General features: G+C 61.9%; 15 protein-coding genes. 6 read left to right on the top strand and 9 right to left on the bottom strand.

The window, feature by feature from the left end:
- From IFT99_RS16460 to IFT99_RS16450, 3 genes are all read right to left on the bottom strand, one after another.
- Complete coding sequence (locus tag IFT99_RS16460) at positions 1-615, bottom strand: 3'-5' exonuclease (protein ID WP_065988342.1); 615 nt, start codon at positions 613-615, stop codon at positions 1-3.
- 75 nt (positions 616-690) lie between these two features.
- A complete protein-coding gene (locus tag IFT99_RS16455) occupies positions 691-1,170 on the bottom strand; it encodes an NYN domain-containing protein (protein ID WP_192133557.1) in 480 nt (159 codons plus the stop codon).
- A gap of 255 nt (positions 1,171-1,425) precedes the next feature.
- Positions 1,426-2,250, bottom strand: coding sequence for a DUF2076 domain-containing protein (locus IFT99_RS16450; RefSeq protein ID WP_065988344.1), 825 nt, complete (start codon positions 2,248-2,250; stop codon positions 1,426-1,428).
- 189 nt (positions 2,251-2,439) lie between these two features.
- Here IFT99_RS16450 and IFT99_RS16445 point away from each other — a divergent pair, with 189 nt between their 5' ends.
- Entirely contained in the window at positions 2,440-3,093 is a 654-nt protein-coding gene (locus tag IFT99_RS16445) for a YciC family protein (protein ID WP_192133554.1), read from the top strand.
- Positions 3,094-3,097: 4 nt separating this feature from the next.
- Positions 3,098-4,192, top strand: a complete 1,095-nt coding sequence (locus IFT99_RS16440) for an endonuclease/exonuclease/phosphatase family protein (protein WP_192133552.1) — start codon at positions 3,098-3,100, stop codon at positions 4,190-4,192.
- 93 nt (positions 4,193-4,285) lie between these two features.
- Here the strand turns inward: IFT99_RS16440 and IFT99_RS16435 are convergent, their stop codons facing one another.
- Together IFT99_RS16435 and hrpB are read right to left on the bottom strand one after the other, a co-directional pair.
- The gene (locus tag IFT99_RS16435) at positions 4,286-6,349 is read right to left on the bottom strand and encodes a TonB-dependent siderophore receptor (protein WP_192133550.1); all 2,064 of its coding nucleotides are present in this window, start codon (positions 6,347-6,349) and stop codon (positions 4,286-4,288) included.
- A 195-nt stretch (positions 6,350-6,544) separates the two neighbouring features.
- Positions 6,545-9,076 (bottom strand): ATP-dependent helicase HrpB, encoded by a 2,532-nt coding sequence (hrpB, locus tag IFT99_RS16430; protein WP_192133548.1) that lies wholly within the window; start codon positions 9,074-9,076, stop codon positions 6,545-6,547.
- A 415-nt stretch (positions 9,077-9,491) separates the two neighbouring features.
- On the opposite strand from hrpB, the gene IFT99_RS16425 reads away from it, so the two are divergent.
- Together IFT99_RS16425 and IFT99_RS16420 are read left to right on the top strand one after the other, a co-directional pair.
- A complete protein-coding gene (locus tag IFT99_RS16425; RefSeq protein ID WP_065988349.1) occupies positions 9,492-9,917 on the top strand; it encodes a polyribonucleotide nucleotidyltransferase in 426 nt (141 codons plus the stop codon).
- 23 nt (positions 9,918-9,940) lie between these two features.
- A complete protein-coding gene (locus tag IFT99_RS16420) occupies positions 9,941-10,846 on the top strand; it encodes a cation diffusion facilitator family transporter (RefSeq protein ID WP_065988350.1) in 906 nt (301 codons plus the stop codon).
- 256 nt (positions 10,847-11,102) lie between these two features.
- Here the strand turns inward: IFT99_RS16420 and IFT99_RS26585 are convergent, their stop codons facing one another.
- Complete coding sequence (locus IFT99_RS26585; protein WP_192133546.1) at positions 11,103-11,789, bottom strand: DUF6515 family protein; 687 nt, start codon at positions 11,787-11,789, stop codon at positions 11,103-11,105.
- Between the two features lie 33 nt (positions 11,790-11,822).
- On the opposite strand from IFT99_RS26585, the gene IFT99_RS26580 reads away from it, so the two are divergent.
- Both IFT99_RS26580 and IFT99_RS16405 read left to right on the top strand, forming a co-directional pair.
- Complete coding sequence (locus IFT99_RS26580; RefSeq protein WP_446731134.1) at positions 11,823-12,479, top strand: hypothetical protein; 657 nt, start codon at positions 11,823-11,825, stop codon at positions 12,477-12,479.
- Positions 12,480-12,734: 255 nt separating this feature from the next.
- Positions 12,735-13,214 carry an Lrp/AsnC family transcriptional regulator gene (locus IFT99_RS16405; protein ID WP_065988473.1) on the top strand — a complete coding sequence of 160 codons (480 nt, stop codon included), beginning with the start codon at positions 12,735-12,737 and terminating at the stop codon, positions 13,212-13,214.
- A gap of 174 nt (positions 13,215-13,388) precedes the next feature.
- Here the strand turns inward: IFT99_RS16405 and IFT99_RS16400 are convergent, their stop codons facing one another.
- The 3 genes from IFT99_RS16400 to IFT99_RS16390 all read right to left on the bottom strand — a co-directional run bounded on the left by IFT99_RS16400 (position 13,389) and on the right by IFT99_RS16390 (position 17,324).
- Positions 13,389-14,021, bottom strand: coding sequence for a pseudouridine synthase (locus IFT99_RS16400; protein ID WP_244656996.1), 633 nt, complete (start codon positions 14,019-14,021; stop codon positions 13,389-13,391).
- A gap of 99 nt (positions 14,022-14,120) precedes the next feature.
- On the bottom strand, positions 14,121-15,584 hold the full coding sequence (amn, locus tag IFT99_RS16395) for an AMP nucleosidase (protein ID WP_065988354.1): 1,464 nt from the start codon (positions 15,582-15,584) through the stop codon (positions 14,121-14,123).
- Positions 15,585-15,677: 93 nt separating this feature from the next.
- A complete protein-coding gene (locus IFT99_RS16390) occupies positions 15,678-17,324 on the bottom strand; it encodes an acyl-CoA dehydrogenase family protein (RefSeq protein WP_192133655.1) in 1,647 nt (548 codons plus the stop codon).
- Positions 17,325-17,471 lie beyond the last annotated feature (147 nt).

The following is a 17,471-nucleotide window of genomic DNA, read 5'->3' as shown; positions in this document are numbered from 1 at the left end:
CTAGAGCCCCCGATGCTTGCTGATGGCATCCGCAATCTTCTTCGCCGGGACTTTTTGCAGCGTGCAGAGTAACTGGTGGGAAACGCCGGCCAGACCGTGGGTGTCGCGCAGCTGGTGGCCCAGGTGCAGCGTAAGGTTGGCGGCCATTTCCGCGTCGGCCATGGCCCGGTGAGCCTTGCCGGTGTGGGGCAACCCGGCCCAGCTGGTGAGGGTGCCGAGTTTGTGGTTCGGCGCGTGTGGCAGGAGACGCCGCGCCAGCAGCATCGAGCAGGCAAAGCTTTGCACGCGATTGCGCTTGATGCGCGACAGCTCGAAGTCCCAGAACTTCTGGTCAAACGAGGCGTTGTGCGCCACCAGTGGCGTCAGGCCGACGAACTCGGCGACCTCGTTCATGACCCGGTCAGCCGGCGGCGCCGTGCGCAGCATGCTGTTGCTGATGCCGGTCAGGGACTCGATAAAAGACGGGATGCGCACGCCAGCGTTCATCAGGCTTTGATAGCGCTCGACGATCACGCCCTGCTCCACGATCACCACAGCGATTTCCGTGGCGCGGCAGTAGCTGCTGGGGGAAATGCCGGTGGTTTCGAAGTCGATGACGGCGATACGTTCTTGCATGGCGTGGCCTTCAAATAGCGGGGTGGTGCGTGGACGTGAGAAGTATCGGGCGGCCTGATCAGCGCGCTGCTGGCATCAATTCTTGAGCAGCAACCCGCCCTCGATGGGCACATAACGACTGGCCGCGCGGATCAGCGAGTTGGCGGTCAACCCCGGCACACCGTAGGCAATCGCTTCGACGCCGTGCTTGCTGATGATGCGTTCCAGCAACAGGTCGAAATCGCCATCGCCGGACGCCAGCACAACCTCATCGACATTCGGCGCGACGTCCATGATGTCGATGGTGATGCCCACGTCCCAGTCGCCTTTGGCCGAGCCGTCGCTGCGCTGGATGTAGGGCTTGAGTTTGACGGTAAAGCCGAGGTTGCGCAGGATCTGCTGAAATTGCTGCTGCTTGCTGTCGCCACGGTCGATGGCATACGCATACGCCTCGACGATCTGCCCGCGCTGGCTGATGTCAGCCCACAGGGCGGCGTAATTGAAGTGACAACCGTGAGCCTGACGCACTGTGTAATACAGATTCTGTACGTCGGCGAAGACCGCGATTCTTCTCACCCAAATTCCTCGATGCGCTGACAAGCGACAGGGATCCGAAAACCGGACCGGCGCTCAGTATGCCAGTTTGGGGAAGGGATAGAAGGATTGGGTGGAGGGCGCGGTTGTGCTGCGCAGACCTGATCCCTATAGAAACAATCCTGTGGGAGCAAGCTTGCTCGCGAAATGGCTTGGCCATCCGCCGAATCTTCAGCGACTGAAATGCCGCCTTCGTGAGCAAGCTCACCCCCACAGGGAGGGCGTTAGCTGCGGCTATCAGACGAACGAATCGTCGTCGTCAAACATGCCGCCACCGGTGTCGCTGCCGTAATCGGTATCGGCGAAGCCATTCGAATCACTGCCCCAGGCGTCATTCCCGGTGTTGTCGTTGCCAGTGACGCGCTGCTGGTCGTCACCCCAACCACCGCTGCCGCCCTGATCATGTTCAGCGGCAGGCTGGGCCGGCTGCTCCTGGATGATCTCGACGACTTCCTGCGGTTGGCTGTTGTGGTGGAACAGGCTGCTGATGCCTTCCGCCAGCATCACGCCACCGGCCACACCCGCGGCGGTTTTCAGTGCGCCACCGAGGAAACCACTGCCGACGGGCGCCGCCGGTGCCTGTTGCGGTTGGGCATAGTTTTGCGGTGGCTGAGCATAGTTCTGCTGCGGCGCGTTGTAAGGCGGCGCGCTTGCAGGGCCACTTTCGCGCCAGCCGCCCGACGAAGGCTGCGGATTCGATGGACGCGAGAACGACGAAGCCGGTTGCTGAGCCTGAGGCTCCCGCGAACCGCCGCCAAAGATGCTCGACAGAAACCCGCCGCCACTGCCGGACGGGGCAGGCGCCGCAGATTTTGACCGCTCCAGTTCAGCCCGCAGTTGTTGAATCTGCTCGTCGCGCTGACGGTTCTGGGCCTCCAGCTGCTTGATCGCGACTTCCTGCACCAGAATCGACTGCGCCATGTAATAAGGCGCAGCGGGCTGGCGAGTCAGGTGCTCCTTGATCAGCGCTTCGGCCTGCGCATCACGGGGGGCCGATTCGGTTTCTGCTTGCTTGAGCTTGCCAAACAAGCCGTCGATCAGGGTTTGTTCTTCGCTGTTCATGGCGACCTCGTTAGATTGCCGTAGGAATTCTGTTCTGAGCCATTGCTCAGGCATAGCCAGTAATGGGGCTGTTCAAGGGCGTTTCAATAGCATGTAAAAAAAGTTAAGAACGCTCGCAGGTCGCGGCCGGTTGGCCGGTTCTGCGGCGCTACGTTACAGTGTTGGCCTGCTTATCCTTGTGATCCGTTCATGAATCCGCTGACCCTTCTGCAAGACTCGTTTTACTTCTTCCGACGCAACTTCGGCAGCATTCTTACGCTGTGCCTGCCGCTGGTGGTACTGGAGGCCCTGACCAAACAGCTCGTCGGCTTCGGGGCGAGCACCGGGGCCGCGCCACTGTTGGTCGGGCTGCTTTTCTACCCGCTCTATACCGGCGCGCTGATCCTGTTTATGGACGCCAAAACCCGAGGCGAAGAGCCGGTCAAATCCAACCTGTGGGCCGTTGCCTTGCGCCTGTGGCCCACCTTCGCGGTGCTGACGGCGCTGAGCACGCTGCTGATCATGGCCGGCATGTCGCTGTTCATCCTGCCGGGCGTGTGGGTGATGATCAAACTGGTGCTGTCGGAATACCTGCTGGTGTTGCGCGGGATGGGGCCGCTGGAGGCAATGCGCGAAAGCTTCAGGATGACCCAGGGCCATGTGGTGCGGATTTTCGTCTGCGTGCTGTGCGTTTACATCCCGCTGTCGCTGCTTGAGGCGCTCAGTTATTACGTGCTGCCGGACCAACAGAGCCCGGGGCTGTCGATTGCAGTGGACAGTATTTCCAGCTTCCTGCAGTTGTTTATCAGCGTGGTGATGTTCCGGTTGTTCATGCTCATCGACCCACCTGCCCGGTCGGCCTGACAAGATGGCACGCCCGACGCGGTATCTGCTTTACCTCGCGGTGTGTGCCGGGCTGTTCGGGATACTGCTGTATGACGTGACCTGGCACCCTGCCCGACACGAAAACGCGGCGGTGTCCTGCAACGCGATGGACGCAAAGCCACCGGTATTGGCGCCGGGTCAGACGCTCACAGTGATGACCTGGAACATTCAATACCTGGCCGGCAAACGTTATGTCTTCTGGTACGACCTGCCCGACGGCAGCGGCCCGGATGAACGGCCAACGCCAGAAGACCTGGCCTACAACCTCGATGAAGTCGCACGAGTCATCCGCGACGAGCAGCCGGACATTGTCTTGCTGCAGGAAGTCGACGACGGCGCGAAGAACACCGACTACGGCAATCAACTCGCCCTGCTCCAGGCGCGGGTCGCCGACCTGTACCCGTGCAGCAGCGAGGCGTTTTACTGGAGGTCCGACTTCGTGCCGGATCAACACATCTTCGGCAGTGTCGGCCGCAAGCTGGCAACGCTGAGCCGCTACCAGATGGACAGCGCCGAACGCCTGCAACTGCCCTCGCCGCCGGGCCATTTCATCAGCCGACTGTTTCAACCCCAGCCTGCGCTACTGGTCAGCTACCTGCCGCTCAAAGATGGCGGGCGCCTGGCAGTGACGAATACGCATTTAAGCGATGCCGAATCGGGCGGCGACGTGCAACAGCGACAGGTCGCGGCGGTTAGTGGGTTGCAACACGCCTTCGAGAAAAACGGCACGCTGTGGATAAGTGGTGGCGATTTCAATCTACTGCCACAGGGGCAATATCAGCGGCTACCTGCCGGACAGCGCACGCCGTATTCGGCGGAGAGCGAGCTGCGCAGCTTGTGGGAAAGCTTCCCGATGATCCCGAGCAATGAAGACGTAGCCGGTGAGGATCGTCGCACGTGGTACACCCGCTTCCCCAACGACCCGAGCATCAGCGGCCCGGACCGGACGCAGGACTTTCTGTTCTACAGCCCGAAGCTGAAGCGGGTGGAGGCGCGGGTGAGGCAGGCGGATACCCTGTTGATCTCTGATCACATGCCGGTGATTGCGCGATTCAGGGTACCAGCGAAGGTCGAGTAGAAAAGCGCCTCTAAAGCCTGCTTCCCAGGTGCACGGCAGGGGCGCTTGATCTGAACAGACCAGTGCCGGATTGCCCGGCACCGGTCGCTGCAATCAGAACGTGACGCTGGCCGTCAGCCGCGCGGTTCGGAGCGCCCCCTCCTCCACCTGAAGCGTGCTGCTGCCCGTGGTGGCCGGGTAGTATTCCTTATTGAACAGGTTGTCGATATTCAACTGCAGGCTGGTCTTGTAGTCATGGGTGGGCAAATCCCAGCGCACAAAGGCATCGGCCGTTGTGTAGCTGTCCAGCCAGAAGCTGTTGGCGTCGTCCCCCGGCCGCTCTCCGACGTATCGGGCACCTGCACCGACATGCCACTTACCGGTTTCGGCAGGCAGTGCGAGTTGATGGCTGAGGTACAGGCTCGCAGTATGCATCGGCGCATTGGGCAAGCGGTTGCCTTCCTGCTCGGGTGATTCCTGGTTTTTCAGCACTTCCGTGTGGTCATAAGCGTAGGTGCCGATGATGCTCCAGTTACGCGCTATCTCTCCGGTCACATCCAACTCAACCCCTCGTGAGCGGGCCTTCCCCACCGCTTCGTCGATGCTGTCGCCGTTGCTCTGCAGCACGCTGTTCACAAGGTTCTTCTTGACGATGTCATACACGGCCAGGTTCACATTGAGCGCCTGGACCGGGCTGTATTTGATGCCGACTTCGTAGCTGCGCCCCTCGGTAGGCTTGAAGCTGTTGCCTGCATCGTCAGCATCGTTAGGCACGAAGGAACGGCTGTAGTTGGCGTAGAGCGCAACGTTGTCGGTCGGCTGGTAAACAATCCCGCCAAAAGGGAGAAACTTGTCGCCGTTGGAGTCGGCGCCCGGTGCGTACGAACTGCCAAGCCCCTGATCGCTGTATTGATCCCAGTGTTCCTGACGACCACCGAATACCAGAATCCAGCGATCATTGAGGTGCCAGTTGTCCTTGAAGTATGCCGACGTGGTGACCAGGTTATTTTCGGCGTTGCTCTGCGCCGCGCTGACCGTCGAAGGCTCAGCCAGATTGCCGTAGGTGGGGTCTTGGATGTTGAGGTTGCCGGCGGTGCTGCTGGCATTGCGATAGGTTTTACCGCGGTATTTATCCAGCGACTCGTTGTCCACCCCGACGACGATCTCATGCCTCTGGCCGAACAACTGCTGATCGCCTATGAAGTCCAGAGCGGTATAGCGGCTCTCATAATCATAGTGCCCGCCGTTGGCAATCCGGCGCAGGGTGTCGCCTTTCAAGGTGCTCGGCTGTGCAATCGCCAGGCTGTAACGATCCTCGGTCCATCCGTAGGTCAACCGGCTTCGCCAGGCGTCATTGAGCTGGTACTCGAACTTCGCGGTGGTGCTTTGGCTGATGCCGACGGTCTTGGCCCAGCGCTCATCCAGACGGTCGCGGTAACTGATGTCGGCCGGGTGGCCATTGGCGAACACGGTGCCGCGGTCAAAGGGGCTCGCGTAATCGTTGTAGGTGTAGGCCAGCGAGAAACTGGCGCGGTCGCCCACCCAGGCGATCGAGGGCGCAATCAGCGTGTGCTCATCAACACCATAATTACGCCAGTAGTCCTCGTGGGAGCGCTCGGCAACCAGCCGATAAGCCAGGTTGGTATCGCCCAGCGGCCCAGTGGTGTCCAGACCAAACGTCCCGCCGCCTTCACTGTAACCAGATCCGGTCAGAGTCGTGCTTTGGGTGAATTGCGGCTGCTTGCTGATCACATTGATCAGCCCGCCCGGCTCCAGCGCGCCGTACATGAGCGATGCCGGGCCTTTCAGCACTTCTACGTGATCGGTGGTGGCGCCGAGATTGCGGCCGATCGCCGAGCGCACCCCGTCCCGCAAAATGGAGTTGTCGTCGTTGCTGCCAAATCCGCGCTTGATCACAGCATCCTTCGTGCCCCCCAACGTATTCGTCTGGCTCACACCACTGACAAAGCGCATGGCGTCGTTGAGATCTTTGACCTGATAGTCATCCAGGGTTTGCGCAGTGACCGTGTTGACGGTCTGTGCTTCATCCCGATTCTGGGTGGAGGTCTTGCTGGCCGTACTCCCTTCAGAAAGCGTATAGCTCCCCGAGCCGTCAGCTGCATCGCGTGTGGACTGGATGACACTGGGCGCCAGCTCGGCAACCGTCTGAGCGGCCATTGCAAGACCAGGTAGGGCAGAACACAGCAGGACCGATGCATGAGTCCGGTTAAAGAGCTTGACCACGAGCTGACTCCGTAATGAAAAGAACGCTAATGCGATTCGTTACTATTACACGGGTTGAACGCGTATTTACCTCACATGGCTGATGAAGTTTTTTTTCATTCGCTCGGGGTCATGCCTTTGTACAGCCGATCACTTCCTCGGCTTCACCCGCGCGGTCGGTTCTGCAATCAATGGATCGTCCGGCCAATAGTGCTTCGGGTAACGGCCTTTCAAATCCTTCTTCACCTCGGCATAGGTACTGCGCCAGAAGTTGGCGAGGTCTTGGGTGACTTGCACTGGGCGGCGTGCGGGGGACAGCAGGTGCAGCTTGACGATCTGCCGGCCGTTGGCGATGCGCGGGGTGTCGGCCAGGCCGAAGAGTTCCTGCAGGCGCACCGCCAGAATGGGCGGGGACTCGCTGTAATCCAGGCGCACCGATGAACCCGACGGCACGGTCAGGTGATGCGGCGCCAGTTCGTCGAGCCGCTGGGGCAAGGGCCATGGCAGCAGGTTGTGGAGGATCGATGACAGGTCCAGATTGCCAAAGTGGCTCAGCCGCGTGACCTTACCCAGGTACGGCAGCAACCAGTGCTCCAGCGTCGCCAGCAAGCCATCGTTGCTCACGTCCGGCCACTCGCTTTCGCTCAGCTTTTGGAGATCCATCTGACGCAACAGACCGACTCGCGCCTGCCACTGGCGCAGCTCCGGTGTCCATGGCAGCAGCTCCAGCCCTTTGCGCCGCACCAGCGCCAGCAACGCCTGCCCCCGTGCTGAATCGTCCAGCCCGGTGAGCGGCTCGCGGCTGATGATCAGTTCACCGGCCTTGCGCTGACGTTCGGCGCGGAATACGCCCTCGCGCTCGTCCCAATCCAGTTGATCGAACTGCGTCACCTGTTCGGCGAGCACTGTGTTGAACAGGTCGGGATCGAACTCGGCGGCCAGATAAATACGCTCCTCGCGCTGGCCCTGGCGGCTGCCCAGGTCGGCCACCACCAGCCACGGCTGTTTCATCAGTGCGTCTGGCTCGGCGAACAAGGCGGCACGGCCGTTGGCGAGTCGATACTCCGCGCCGCCAGCACGGCGTTGCTGTGCAACGCGATCGGGATAGGCGAGCGCCAGCAACGCGCCGAGCCAGCGCGGGTGATCAGGATCGACGAACGGTTTCCGGGCCGCGCCCCTCAGATAACCCCGATATTGGCGGGACAACTGCCGCGCTCGCTGCACGCCGCCTTGCGCACCTTTCGCTGCGCGTTCTGCGCCCGCCAGCAACGTGAGCCGACTGTGCAGATCGGCACCGGCGCCGCGCAGAATGTCGCGCTCGCCCAGCAATGCAGCGACATCGCACGCCAGCGGGCCCAGGCCCAATTCATGACCGCGCAGCAGCAAATGGGCGATGCGTGGATGCGCGGGCACCTCCGCCATCGACTGGCCGTGAGGCACGAGTTTCCAGTCTTCGCCCGGCTTGCGCGTCAGAGCGCCCAGCCGAGCCAGCAGGTCTTGCGCCTGGGCGTACGCGCCGGCAGGCGGCAGGTCCAGCCACGTCAGCTGCGCCGGTTCGACGCCCCACCGCGCCAGTTGCAACGCCAGGCCGGCGAGGTCGGCCTGAAGGATTTCCGCCGCGCCGTAGGCCGCCAATTGATCGTGCTGAGCCTCGGACCACAGCCGATAACAGACGCCCGGCTCAAGCCGCCCTGCCCGACCCGCCCGCTGAGTGGCGCTGGCCCGGGAAATCCGCTGGGTGTCGAGGCGCGTCATGCCGCTGCCGGGATCGAAACGCGGCACCCGCGCCAGCCCCGCGTCGATGACCACCCGCACGCCATCGATGGTCAGGCTGGTCTCGGCAATGTTGGTGGCCAGCACGACTTTGCGTTTGCCCTTGGGCGCGGGTTCGATTGCCGCGCGCTGAGCGCTCAGGTCGAGCTCGCCATGCAGCGGACACAGCAGCACGTCGCTGCGATCGCCCACCGCTTCAATCAGCTGCTGATTGACCCGACGGATTTCGGCCTGCCCCGGCAGGAAAACCAGCACGCTGCCGGACTCGCTGCCCAGCGCATCGAGCACGGTCTGCACCACCCGCGGCTCGATGAACTCCCCCGGCTGAAACGGCCGCCCCCACTGCATCGACACCGGGAACATGCGCCCTTCGCTGCTGATCACCGGCGCATCGTTGAGCAAGCTCGACAGCCGCGCGCCTTCGAGCGTCGCCGACATCAGCAGAATCTTCAGCGGCTGCTCGTCACGAAACAGCGCGCGACCGTTGAGGCTCAGGGCGAGCGCGAGATCAGCGTCGAGGCTTCTTTCATGAAATTCGTCGAAAATAAGGAGGCCGACACCTTCCAGCGAAGGGTCCTCCTGCAAGCGCCGGGTGAGAATGCCTTCGGTGACCACTTCAATGCGGGTATTGGGGCCGACTTTGCTGTCCAGACGAATCCGATAACCCACCGTCTCGCCGACGCCCTCCCCCAGCTCGCTCGCCAGTCTTTCAGCAGCAGCACGAGCAGCCAGACGCCGGGGCTCAAGCATCAGGATCGTTTGTCCACCCAGCCACGACTCATGCAAAAGCGCGAGCGGCACCCGGGTGGTCTTGCCCGCGCCAGGCGGCGCTTCGAGCACGGCCTCATCCCGGTCGGCAAGGGCCTGGCGCAGGGCAGGGAGAACGGCATCGATGGGCAAAGAATTCATGGTGGCTCCCAGATCAGCCGGGGAGTATACCCACGAGCATCGCAGGCCCCCAGCCTGTGTGGGGATGCGTTTGCGAAGGGCGCCAGAGAACAGCGTGCTGCCGATTCTCAAACGCCAGAAACAAGGAAGCCCCGCAAGCGGGGCCACAACTTAACCTAGTCTCATCACCGTTTCAAAAGCCCGGGAGTGGAGGTGCTAGGGCAGCGACGCAAATTTATCACAGAACCTTCGCCGGCGAATTCTCGAAATCGATGCCCTCGCCCATGACCTGCTTAATGGATCCTGAACAGGCGCGGAATCCAGCTCGAAATCAGCTTTCGCTCATCTGCCTTCAACGAACTGTCTTCCCCCACGGATACTCTTATTGATTAGGCATTTGCCTTGTATAGTTGCGCCTTCTTCTGAGGAGATCCCCATGCGCATTCCATCCCGTTTGATTGGCGGTGTTCTGGTCGCCACCCTGCTGACTCAACTGACTGCCTGCGGCAGTATTTTCTACCCGGATCGTCGCGGCCAGATTCAGGGCAGTGGGCGAATGGACCCGGCGATCGTGATACTCGACGCCATCGGCCTGTTGTTCTACATCATTCCCGGCGTGATCGCGTTCGGCGTGGACTTCGCCACTGGCGCGATCTATCTGCCAGGCGGCACTCACGCTCAGATCGATCCGCAAAAGCTTGAACCGGCGGTGCGCACTGACGGCACCGTCGACAACGCCAAGCTGCAAGCCATCATTCAAACAGAGCTCGGCCGTACCCTGCCGCTGGATGATCCTCGTCTGATCCAGCACAAAGGCAGCACCCAGCAGCTTGCCTCCCTTGGCCTTGTACCGTCCGCTTGAGTCTGTGATTTAAAGGAAGCGCCATGAGCACCAGTCCCGAACACGCCCGCTTATTGCGTCTGGCAACCCGCGCCTCGCTTGCCGTGGCGAGCATTCTGATCGTTGCCAAAGCGGTTGCGTGGTGGCTCAGCGGCTCAGTGAGTCTGCTGGCCGGCCTTACGGACTCGATGCTCGACGGCGCGGCGTCTTTCCTCAATCTGCTGGCCGTGCATTACGCATTGCGTCCCGCCGACGATGATCATCGCTATGGCCACGGCAAGGCCGAGGCGTTGTCGGGCATGGCCCAGGCGCTGTTCATCGCAGTAAGTGCGTTTTTGATCGGCTTTCAGGCGGTGGACCGTATCCAGCACCCGCAGCCCCTCGGCGCTCCCGGGTTGGGTTTGCTGGTGATGGTGTTGTCGATTGGTCTGACGATTGCCTTGCTGATGTTGCAGCACCGCGTGGTGAAGGCAACCGGTTCGGCGGCGATCCGCGCCGATTCCCTGCATTATCGCTCTGACCTGCTGCTCAATTTCAGCATCATGCTGGCGCTGGGCTTGGCCTATTTCGGCTACTCCCAGCTGGACGCTTATTTCGGTCTGGCCATCGCGTTCTACATTTTGTGGAGCGCGATTTCCATTGCCCGGGAAACGGTGTCAGTGCTGATGGACGCTGAGCTGCCTGTCGATGTCAGCGCAAAAATGCTCGAGCTGGCCCAGGGCGTGCCGGGTGTGCTGGGTGCCCACGACCTGCGCACGCGGATTTCGGGCAATCACTGGTTTGTGCAGCTGCACCTGGAGTTGCCGGGCACGCTGACGCTTTCAGTGGCGCACGATTTGTGCGAGCGGGTGGAAGCGGCAATTCAGCACGAATTCCCCAAGGCCGAAGTGCTGGTGCACGCGGATCCGCAGGAAGTGGTGGGGCGTGAGGATGGACCGGTTTTGAATTGAGACGGTGGTAGGACCGGCTTTAGCCGGGAAGGCGTCTGGTGTCATACCGCAAATCTGATGGCGCTCGCACTGGCATCTTCCCGGCTGAAGCCGGTCCTACTATCGGTGTGTACTTTAGTGGGACTGGCTTTAGCCGGGAAGGCGTCGGTTGTCACACTGTAAATCTGATGGTGCTCAATCCGGCCTCTTCCCGGCTGAAGCCGGTCCTACAAAAACAGTGCGCTGCGCATTGTGCATCCCAGGCTACATCCCGCACTCACTGCTGAATGCTATACCCCCGCCCTGCATAACAACTGGCCATCGCCTGACGGTAGACACCCAGCACTTCCGGTGCCGGCTGAAAGGCCGCGCCTGCCGGGTCGAAATTGCTCTGCTGCACGGCGTAGCGGTAGCAGTCGTAGCGGTCCTGTTCGATTTCCTGTTGCGGCTTGCCTTCGGGGGGATAGGCGACAACGTCATAGGGATTCGCGGCCTGCTGAACGGGCTGCGGCTGCTGCGGCGAGTACACCGGTTCGACATTCTGGGGAGGCTCGGCGACCACATATTCCTGGGTGTTCTGCTCGTAGGTGTAATAGGTGCCGGCGGCGACGAAGAACAGCGCGCTGCCAAGCCAGACCTGTTGAGCGTAGTCAGGCAGATAGCGCACGCGGACACCCCGTGGGGGCTGGACGACCACATAACGCGGTCCCTGTGGGCGATACCAGTAGCCGCCTGAGTAGAAGTAGTCCCCGCCGCGATACGGCACGCGGGAATACCCGCCCGGCATGCGATCAATTTCGTAACCCGGGCGATAGCGCGGGCCCGAACCCCAACCATCGCCATGACCACCGGGACGGCCGGGCTGCCAGTTACCGTTATCAGGACGACGGTCGCCGTCGCGCCAGCGGTTGTCTCGGGGCTGGTCGCGGTAGAAGCCCTGCCGCGGCTCTTGAGTCTGAACCACTGTGTCCGGCCGACCCTGAATCGGCAGGCCGCCTTGGCGATCCTGCAACTGACGCTGTTGTTGCTGCTGCTCTTGCTGGCGTCGTTGCTGATCCTGCTGTTGCTGGCGCTGTTGCTGCTGTTGCTGTTGCTGCTGTTGGCGTTGATCGTCGCGAAGGTCGCGCTCGCGTTCCTGCTGCTGGCGCTGCTGATTGGCGCGCTCTTGCTGGTTCTGCTGAATCTGGCGGTTTTGCTGCAGCTGCTCCTGCTGCCGCTGCTGTTGTTGCTGCTGCTGCGCCTGCTGTTGGCGTTGCTGCTGACGCTGCTGATCCTCGGCAAAACCGCGCTGCTTCTCCTGCTGCTGACGCTGCATCTCAAACCCGCGCTGTTGCTGTTGGCGCTGCTGCTGCTGTTGTTGCTGTTGCTGCTGTTGCTGCTGATTATTGTCGTCGGCCCACACCTGAGCACCGATGCTCAAGGCCAAGAGACTGACACCTGCCAAACGCCAGATGCGCGTGTTCATGCTTTCCTCACTGCGGCGCGGATACCTGTTGATAGGACTGCTAGTCGGGTGCGCCGTTCGCCGCACTCTATCAGCGTGGCGGATGAAACTGTAGAAGCACCACTGCGGCCTGAGCTGAAAAGGCAGGCACAAAAAAAGAGGGCTCAATGGCCCTCTCTGGAATACTTCGTCCTGGCTCGACGCTTTTGACGCCGGCTCACCTCGCATCGTCTTCTGGACAGTGCGTAGCCCGGTGGCCTGCTCAACCCTGTCGGGTTGGAGACCGCGGCTGGCCTGATTCGGCGGGCCGCGCTGGACGCTGTGTCCGGGCAGTGATTCTGGTTAAAAGAATAGGCTTTGGGGGACGACACAGGATTGCGAATATTGCTAATGAAAACACCACTTGCGCAATAATTCACTTCAGATTAATAATCCTGCGCAATCCATTCAATAAAGGCGCTTATGGTGAGCAAGCTCGATAGGTATGACTTGAGTATTTTGGCCGAACTGCAAAAGGACGCGCGCATTTCCAATCAGGAGCTGGCCGAGCGCATTGGCCTGTCGCCTTCACCCTGCTCGCGTCGCGTCAAGCAGCTGGAAGACGATGGTTATATCGTGGGGCAGGTCGCGCTGCTGGACCGCAAGAAGCTGGGCCTTAGCCTGACGGCCTACGTGCTGATCGGCATGGACCGCCATACGCCCGACCGCTTCGAGAATTTCGAGCACCACATCCGCAACCTGCCGCAGGTGCTGGAATGCAGCCTGGTCACCGGTATCGACGCCGACTACCAGTTGAAGGTGGTCGTCCCGGACATGGATCACTACCAGAAATTTCTGCTCGGCCACCTGACCCGCATCGACGGCGTGACCAGCGTGCGCTCCAGCTTCGTGCTCAATCAGGTACTGGCAAGCACCGAATTGCCACTGGTGCATTTGCGTGGGTGAAGCGCGTCCGCGCAGGTACAGGGTTTTTGTGGGAGCGACCGGGGTGGCGATCCACCTTGCTCGCGAAGAGGCGGGTACAGCCGCTAAGTCTTCAGCGGCTGTAACGCAGTCTTCGCGAGCAAGCTCGACTCCCACAGGGGTTGCGTTTGCTTCGCGACGGCCTGTCGTTTTTACTCAAAGCTTCGCCGGCACTTCCCGCCACTGCCCCTGATCCAGCCCATCAAGGCACCAGTCGCCAATCCGCACGCGCACCAGTCGCAACGTCGGCAGGCCGACCGCTGCGGTCATCCTGCGCACCTGGCGGTTGCGTCCTTCTTTGATCACCAACTCCAGCCAACTCGTCGGCACGCTTTTGCGAAATCGCACCGGCGGGTTGCGCGGCCACAGTTCGGGTTCGTCCAGTTGCCGGGCCTGGGCAGGCAAGGTCGGGCCGTCGTTCAGCTCGACGCCGTCACGTAGCTTTTGCAGTTGCTCTTCCGTCGGCTCGCCTTCCACTTGCACCCAGTAGGTTTTCGCCAGCTTGTGCTTGGGGTCGGCGATGCGCGCTTGCAACTGGCCGTCGTTGGTCAGCAGCAGCAAGCCTTCGCTGTCGCGGTCCAGGCGACCGGCCGGGTAGATGCCAGGGATCTCGATGAAATCCTTGAGCGTCGCCCGGCCTTCGCCATCACTGAACTGGGTCAGCACGTCGAAGGGTTTGTTGAACAGAATCAGCCGAGGTTCGGCGGGCGGTGCTTTGGCGACACGCCGAGGCGCACCGGGACGATCGGGTGAAGGACGGCGGGGATCAGGACGTTGATTGCGGGGCATGGGAAACCGGTAAAGATGACGGGAACAGAAAAGATCACTAAACAGAAAGGGCCACTTTAGTGGCCCTTTCGTTGAACGCCTAACGCCTTAACGGAGCCCTTAGCGGAACGGCGGTTCGTCGAAGCTGCGCAGCTTGCGCGAATGCAGCGAGTTGAGCTGCGTGCGCATCAAGTCCAGCGCGGCGATGCCGATCTTCAAATGCTGGGTGACCGCACGCTCGTAAAATGCGTTGGCCGAACCCGGCAGCTTGATCTCGCTGTGCAGCGGTTTGTCCGAGACACAGAGCAAGGTCCCGTAAGGCACCCGCAGGCGATAACCCTGGGCAGCGATGGTGCCGCTTTCCATGTCCACCGCCACGGCGCGAGACAGGTTGATCAGCGGCCGCTCCTGAGCCCAGCGCAGTTCCCAGTTGCGATCGTCGTAAGTCAGGACGGTGCCGGTGCGCAGACGCTTCTTCAAATCGTCGCCGCGTTCGCCGGTAACTTGCGCGGCTGATTCCTGCAACGCCAACTGCACCTCGGCCAGGGCCGGGATCGGGATATTCGGCGGCAGCACGCGGTCAAGAATGCCGTCGCGACGCATGTAGGCGTGGGCGAGGACGTAGTCACCGATGGTCTGCGACTGACGCAGGCCGCCGCAGTGACCAATCATCAGCCAGCAATGCGGACGCAATACCGCGAGGTGATCGGTGATGTTCTTGGCGTTGGAGGGGCCAACGCCGATGTTGACCAATGTCACGCCATGGCCGTCTTCGGCGATCAGGTGGTACGCCGGCATCTGGTAACGGTGCCAGACCACGCCGGAGACGATGGCCTGGGCTTCGCCGTAATCCATGCTCTTGTCGACAACAACGTTGCCCGGCAGGACCATCTTCACGAAGCGCGGGTCGTCGCGCAGTTTTTCCAGGCCATGCACGATGAACTGGTCGACGTAGCGGTGGTAGTTGGTCAGCAGGATCCACGGCTGAACATGGCGCCAGTCGCTGCCGGTGTAATGCACCAGACGGCGCAGCGAGAAATCCACCCGGGCGGCGTCGAACAGCGCGAGCGGCAGCGGATCGGTGTTGGCCCAGTCGTACAGACCGTCGGCGATGCCATCGGTGGCCGCCGACAAATCGGTGCTCGGGAAGACACGCGCAAGGGTCGCGGCGGTGACGCCGGTACCGGCCAGCTCATCGCCCTGCTCGACCACGTAGGGGTACGGAATGTTCTGTTCGCTGACGCCCACTTCCACCGTCACGGTGAAGTCGTTCATCAACGGCACAAGCTGTTCGAGCAAATATTTGCGGAACGCCGCCGGGTGGGTGACGGTGACGCTGTAGGTGCCCGGCAGCTGAACCTTGGCGTAGGCGCGGGTGGTCAGCGGCACTTCGCCCTGGCAGTGATAGGTCAGACGCAGTTCGGGGTAGCGAAACGTCAGACGCTCGGCGGCAGTCGGTTCGACGCGGTCTTTCAGGTAGCGCTTGAGCGCCTGGCTCAAGGCGGTGGTTGCCCGTGCGTGCAGCTCAGCGAGCCGGTCCACGGCGTGTTCGGCAGTTTCTACGACAATGAAAGCTTCGGTCACGATGCATATCCTTCTTATCTTGCAAGCGCATATCTTGCCTGCAACAGATGACGAAGGCACGAGTTGCCTGTGGCAGACGCGGCAATGGACGCGTTATAGCTGCGGCGATGACCGCGCGACCAGCGCCTGAACATCCACCCCGCGCGGCAAGGCGCCGTAGACGCGTCCCGGCCGCTCAAGGCGTCCGGCAATAAACCCGTCGCTGACCACGGCATTGCCCGCTTCCAGCAGCAGCTTTGCCTGCAACGCAACGGCGATGTCTTCGGTCAGTTGCCGGGCGCGGTACTGGATGTCGCCGGGGTCCTGAAAAGCCTTTTTCAAGCCATGAATATGCGCGGCCAGACGCGTGTCGCCATGACCGTCGCCAAGCTCATCGAACAGCGCATCCAGCACGCCAGGCTCTTTGGACAACGCCCGCAGGACGTCCAGGCACTGCACATTGCCGGAACCTTCCCACGTCGAATTGACCGGCGCCTCACGGTAAAGGCGCGGCAGAATGGTGTCCTCCACATAGCCTGCGCCGCCCATGCATTCCGCCGCTTCGTTGATCATCGCCGGCGCGCGTTTGCAGATCCAGTACTTGCCCACCGCCGTCACCAGTCGTGCGAAACGGGCTTCGTGGCCGTCGTCCAGACGCTCCAGCGAGCGTCCCATGCGCAGGGTCAGTGCGAGGGCCGCTTCGCTTTCCAGTGCCAGATCGGCGAGCACGTTTTGCATGAGCGGCTGCTCACTGAGCAAGCGACCACTGACGCTGCGGTGGGCGCAATGATGCGCGGCCTGGGTCAGGGCCTGACGCATCAGCGCGCTGGAACCGGTCATGCAATCGAAGCGGGTCATCGCCACCATTTCGATGATGGTCGGCACGCCGCGCCCCTCCTCGCCCACCATCCACGCCAGGGCGCCGCGGAATTCCACTTCGCTGGAGGCGTTGGACCAGTTGCCCAGTTTGTTCTTCAGCCGCTGTATGTAGAACGCGTTGCGGGTGTCGTCCGGGCGATGGCGCGGCAGCAGGAAACAGGTCAGGCCCTTGTCGGTCTGCGCCAGGGTGAGAAAGGCGTCGCACATGGGCGCTGAACAAAACCATTTGTGCCCGACCAGCTCATACGCCTGACCGGGTCCGGGCTGGCCAACCGGATGCGCCCGCGTGGTGTTGGCGCGCACGTCGGTGCCGCCCTGTTTCTCGGTCATGGCCATGCCGATGGTGGCGCCGGCCTTGTGGGCGATGCCGACATTGCGCGGGTCGTAGTGGGTGGCGAGGACCTTCGGCAGCCAGGTTTCGGCCAGGTCCGGTTGAAGGCGCAGGGCCGGGACGCTGGCGAAGGTCATGGTCAGCGGACAACCGCTGCCGGCTTCGGCCTGGGTGTGCAGATAGCTCATCGCCGCGCGGGCGACGTGGGCACCTTCCCTGGGATCGGTCCACGGCAGCGACGGGATGCCGTGCTCGACGGCGGTTTGCATCAACTGGTGGTACGCAGGATGAAACTCCACCAGATCGATGCGATGGCCGTAGCGATCATGGCTGGCGAACACCGGCTTGTTCTGGTTGGCGAGAAAACCCGCTTCCATCAACGGGCCGCCGGCCAGCGCGCCGTAGGCGTCGATTCTGTCTTGCGCCCAGCCTGCGCCGAAACGCCGGGACCACTCTTGCAGCGGCAGGTCGATGCGGTACAGGTTGGTGCCGTCCAGAGAAGGCGGCTGATTGGTGACCTCGTGGGTCTCGGCGAACTGATGCAGATTGATGGGCTGGTCCATGAGGCGACTCCGGTCCGGGCAGCACGGGGCGGTTGTGCTGCTGAACTAGTGAATCACGCCCCCCTTCCCGGCGACAGCGCCATAGAAGACGAAATCACGGCGGTTTTGCCTTGTATTAGCCCTGTAGGGACTGAG

It is taken from the genome of Pseudomonas sp. CFBP 8772 (assembly GCF_014841665.1).
GTDB classification, from domain to species: Bacteria; Pseudomonadota; Gammaproteobacteria; order Pseudomonadales; family Pseudomonadaceae; genus Aquipseudomonas; species Aquipseudomonas graminis_B.
Note: the sequence above shows the minus strand (reverse complement) of the source record. Positions and strands in the feature narration are given on the sequence as shown.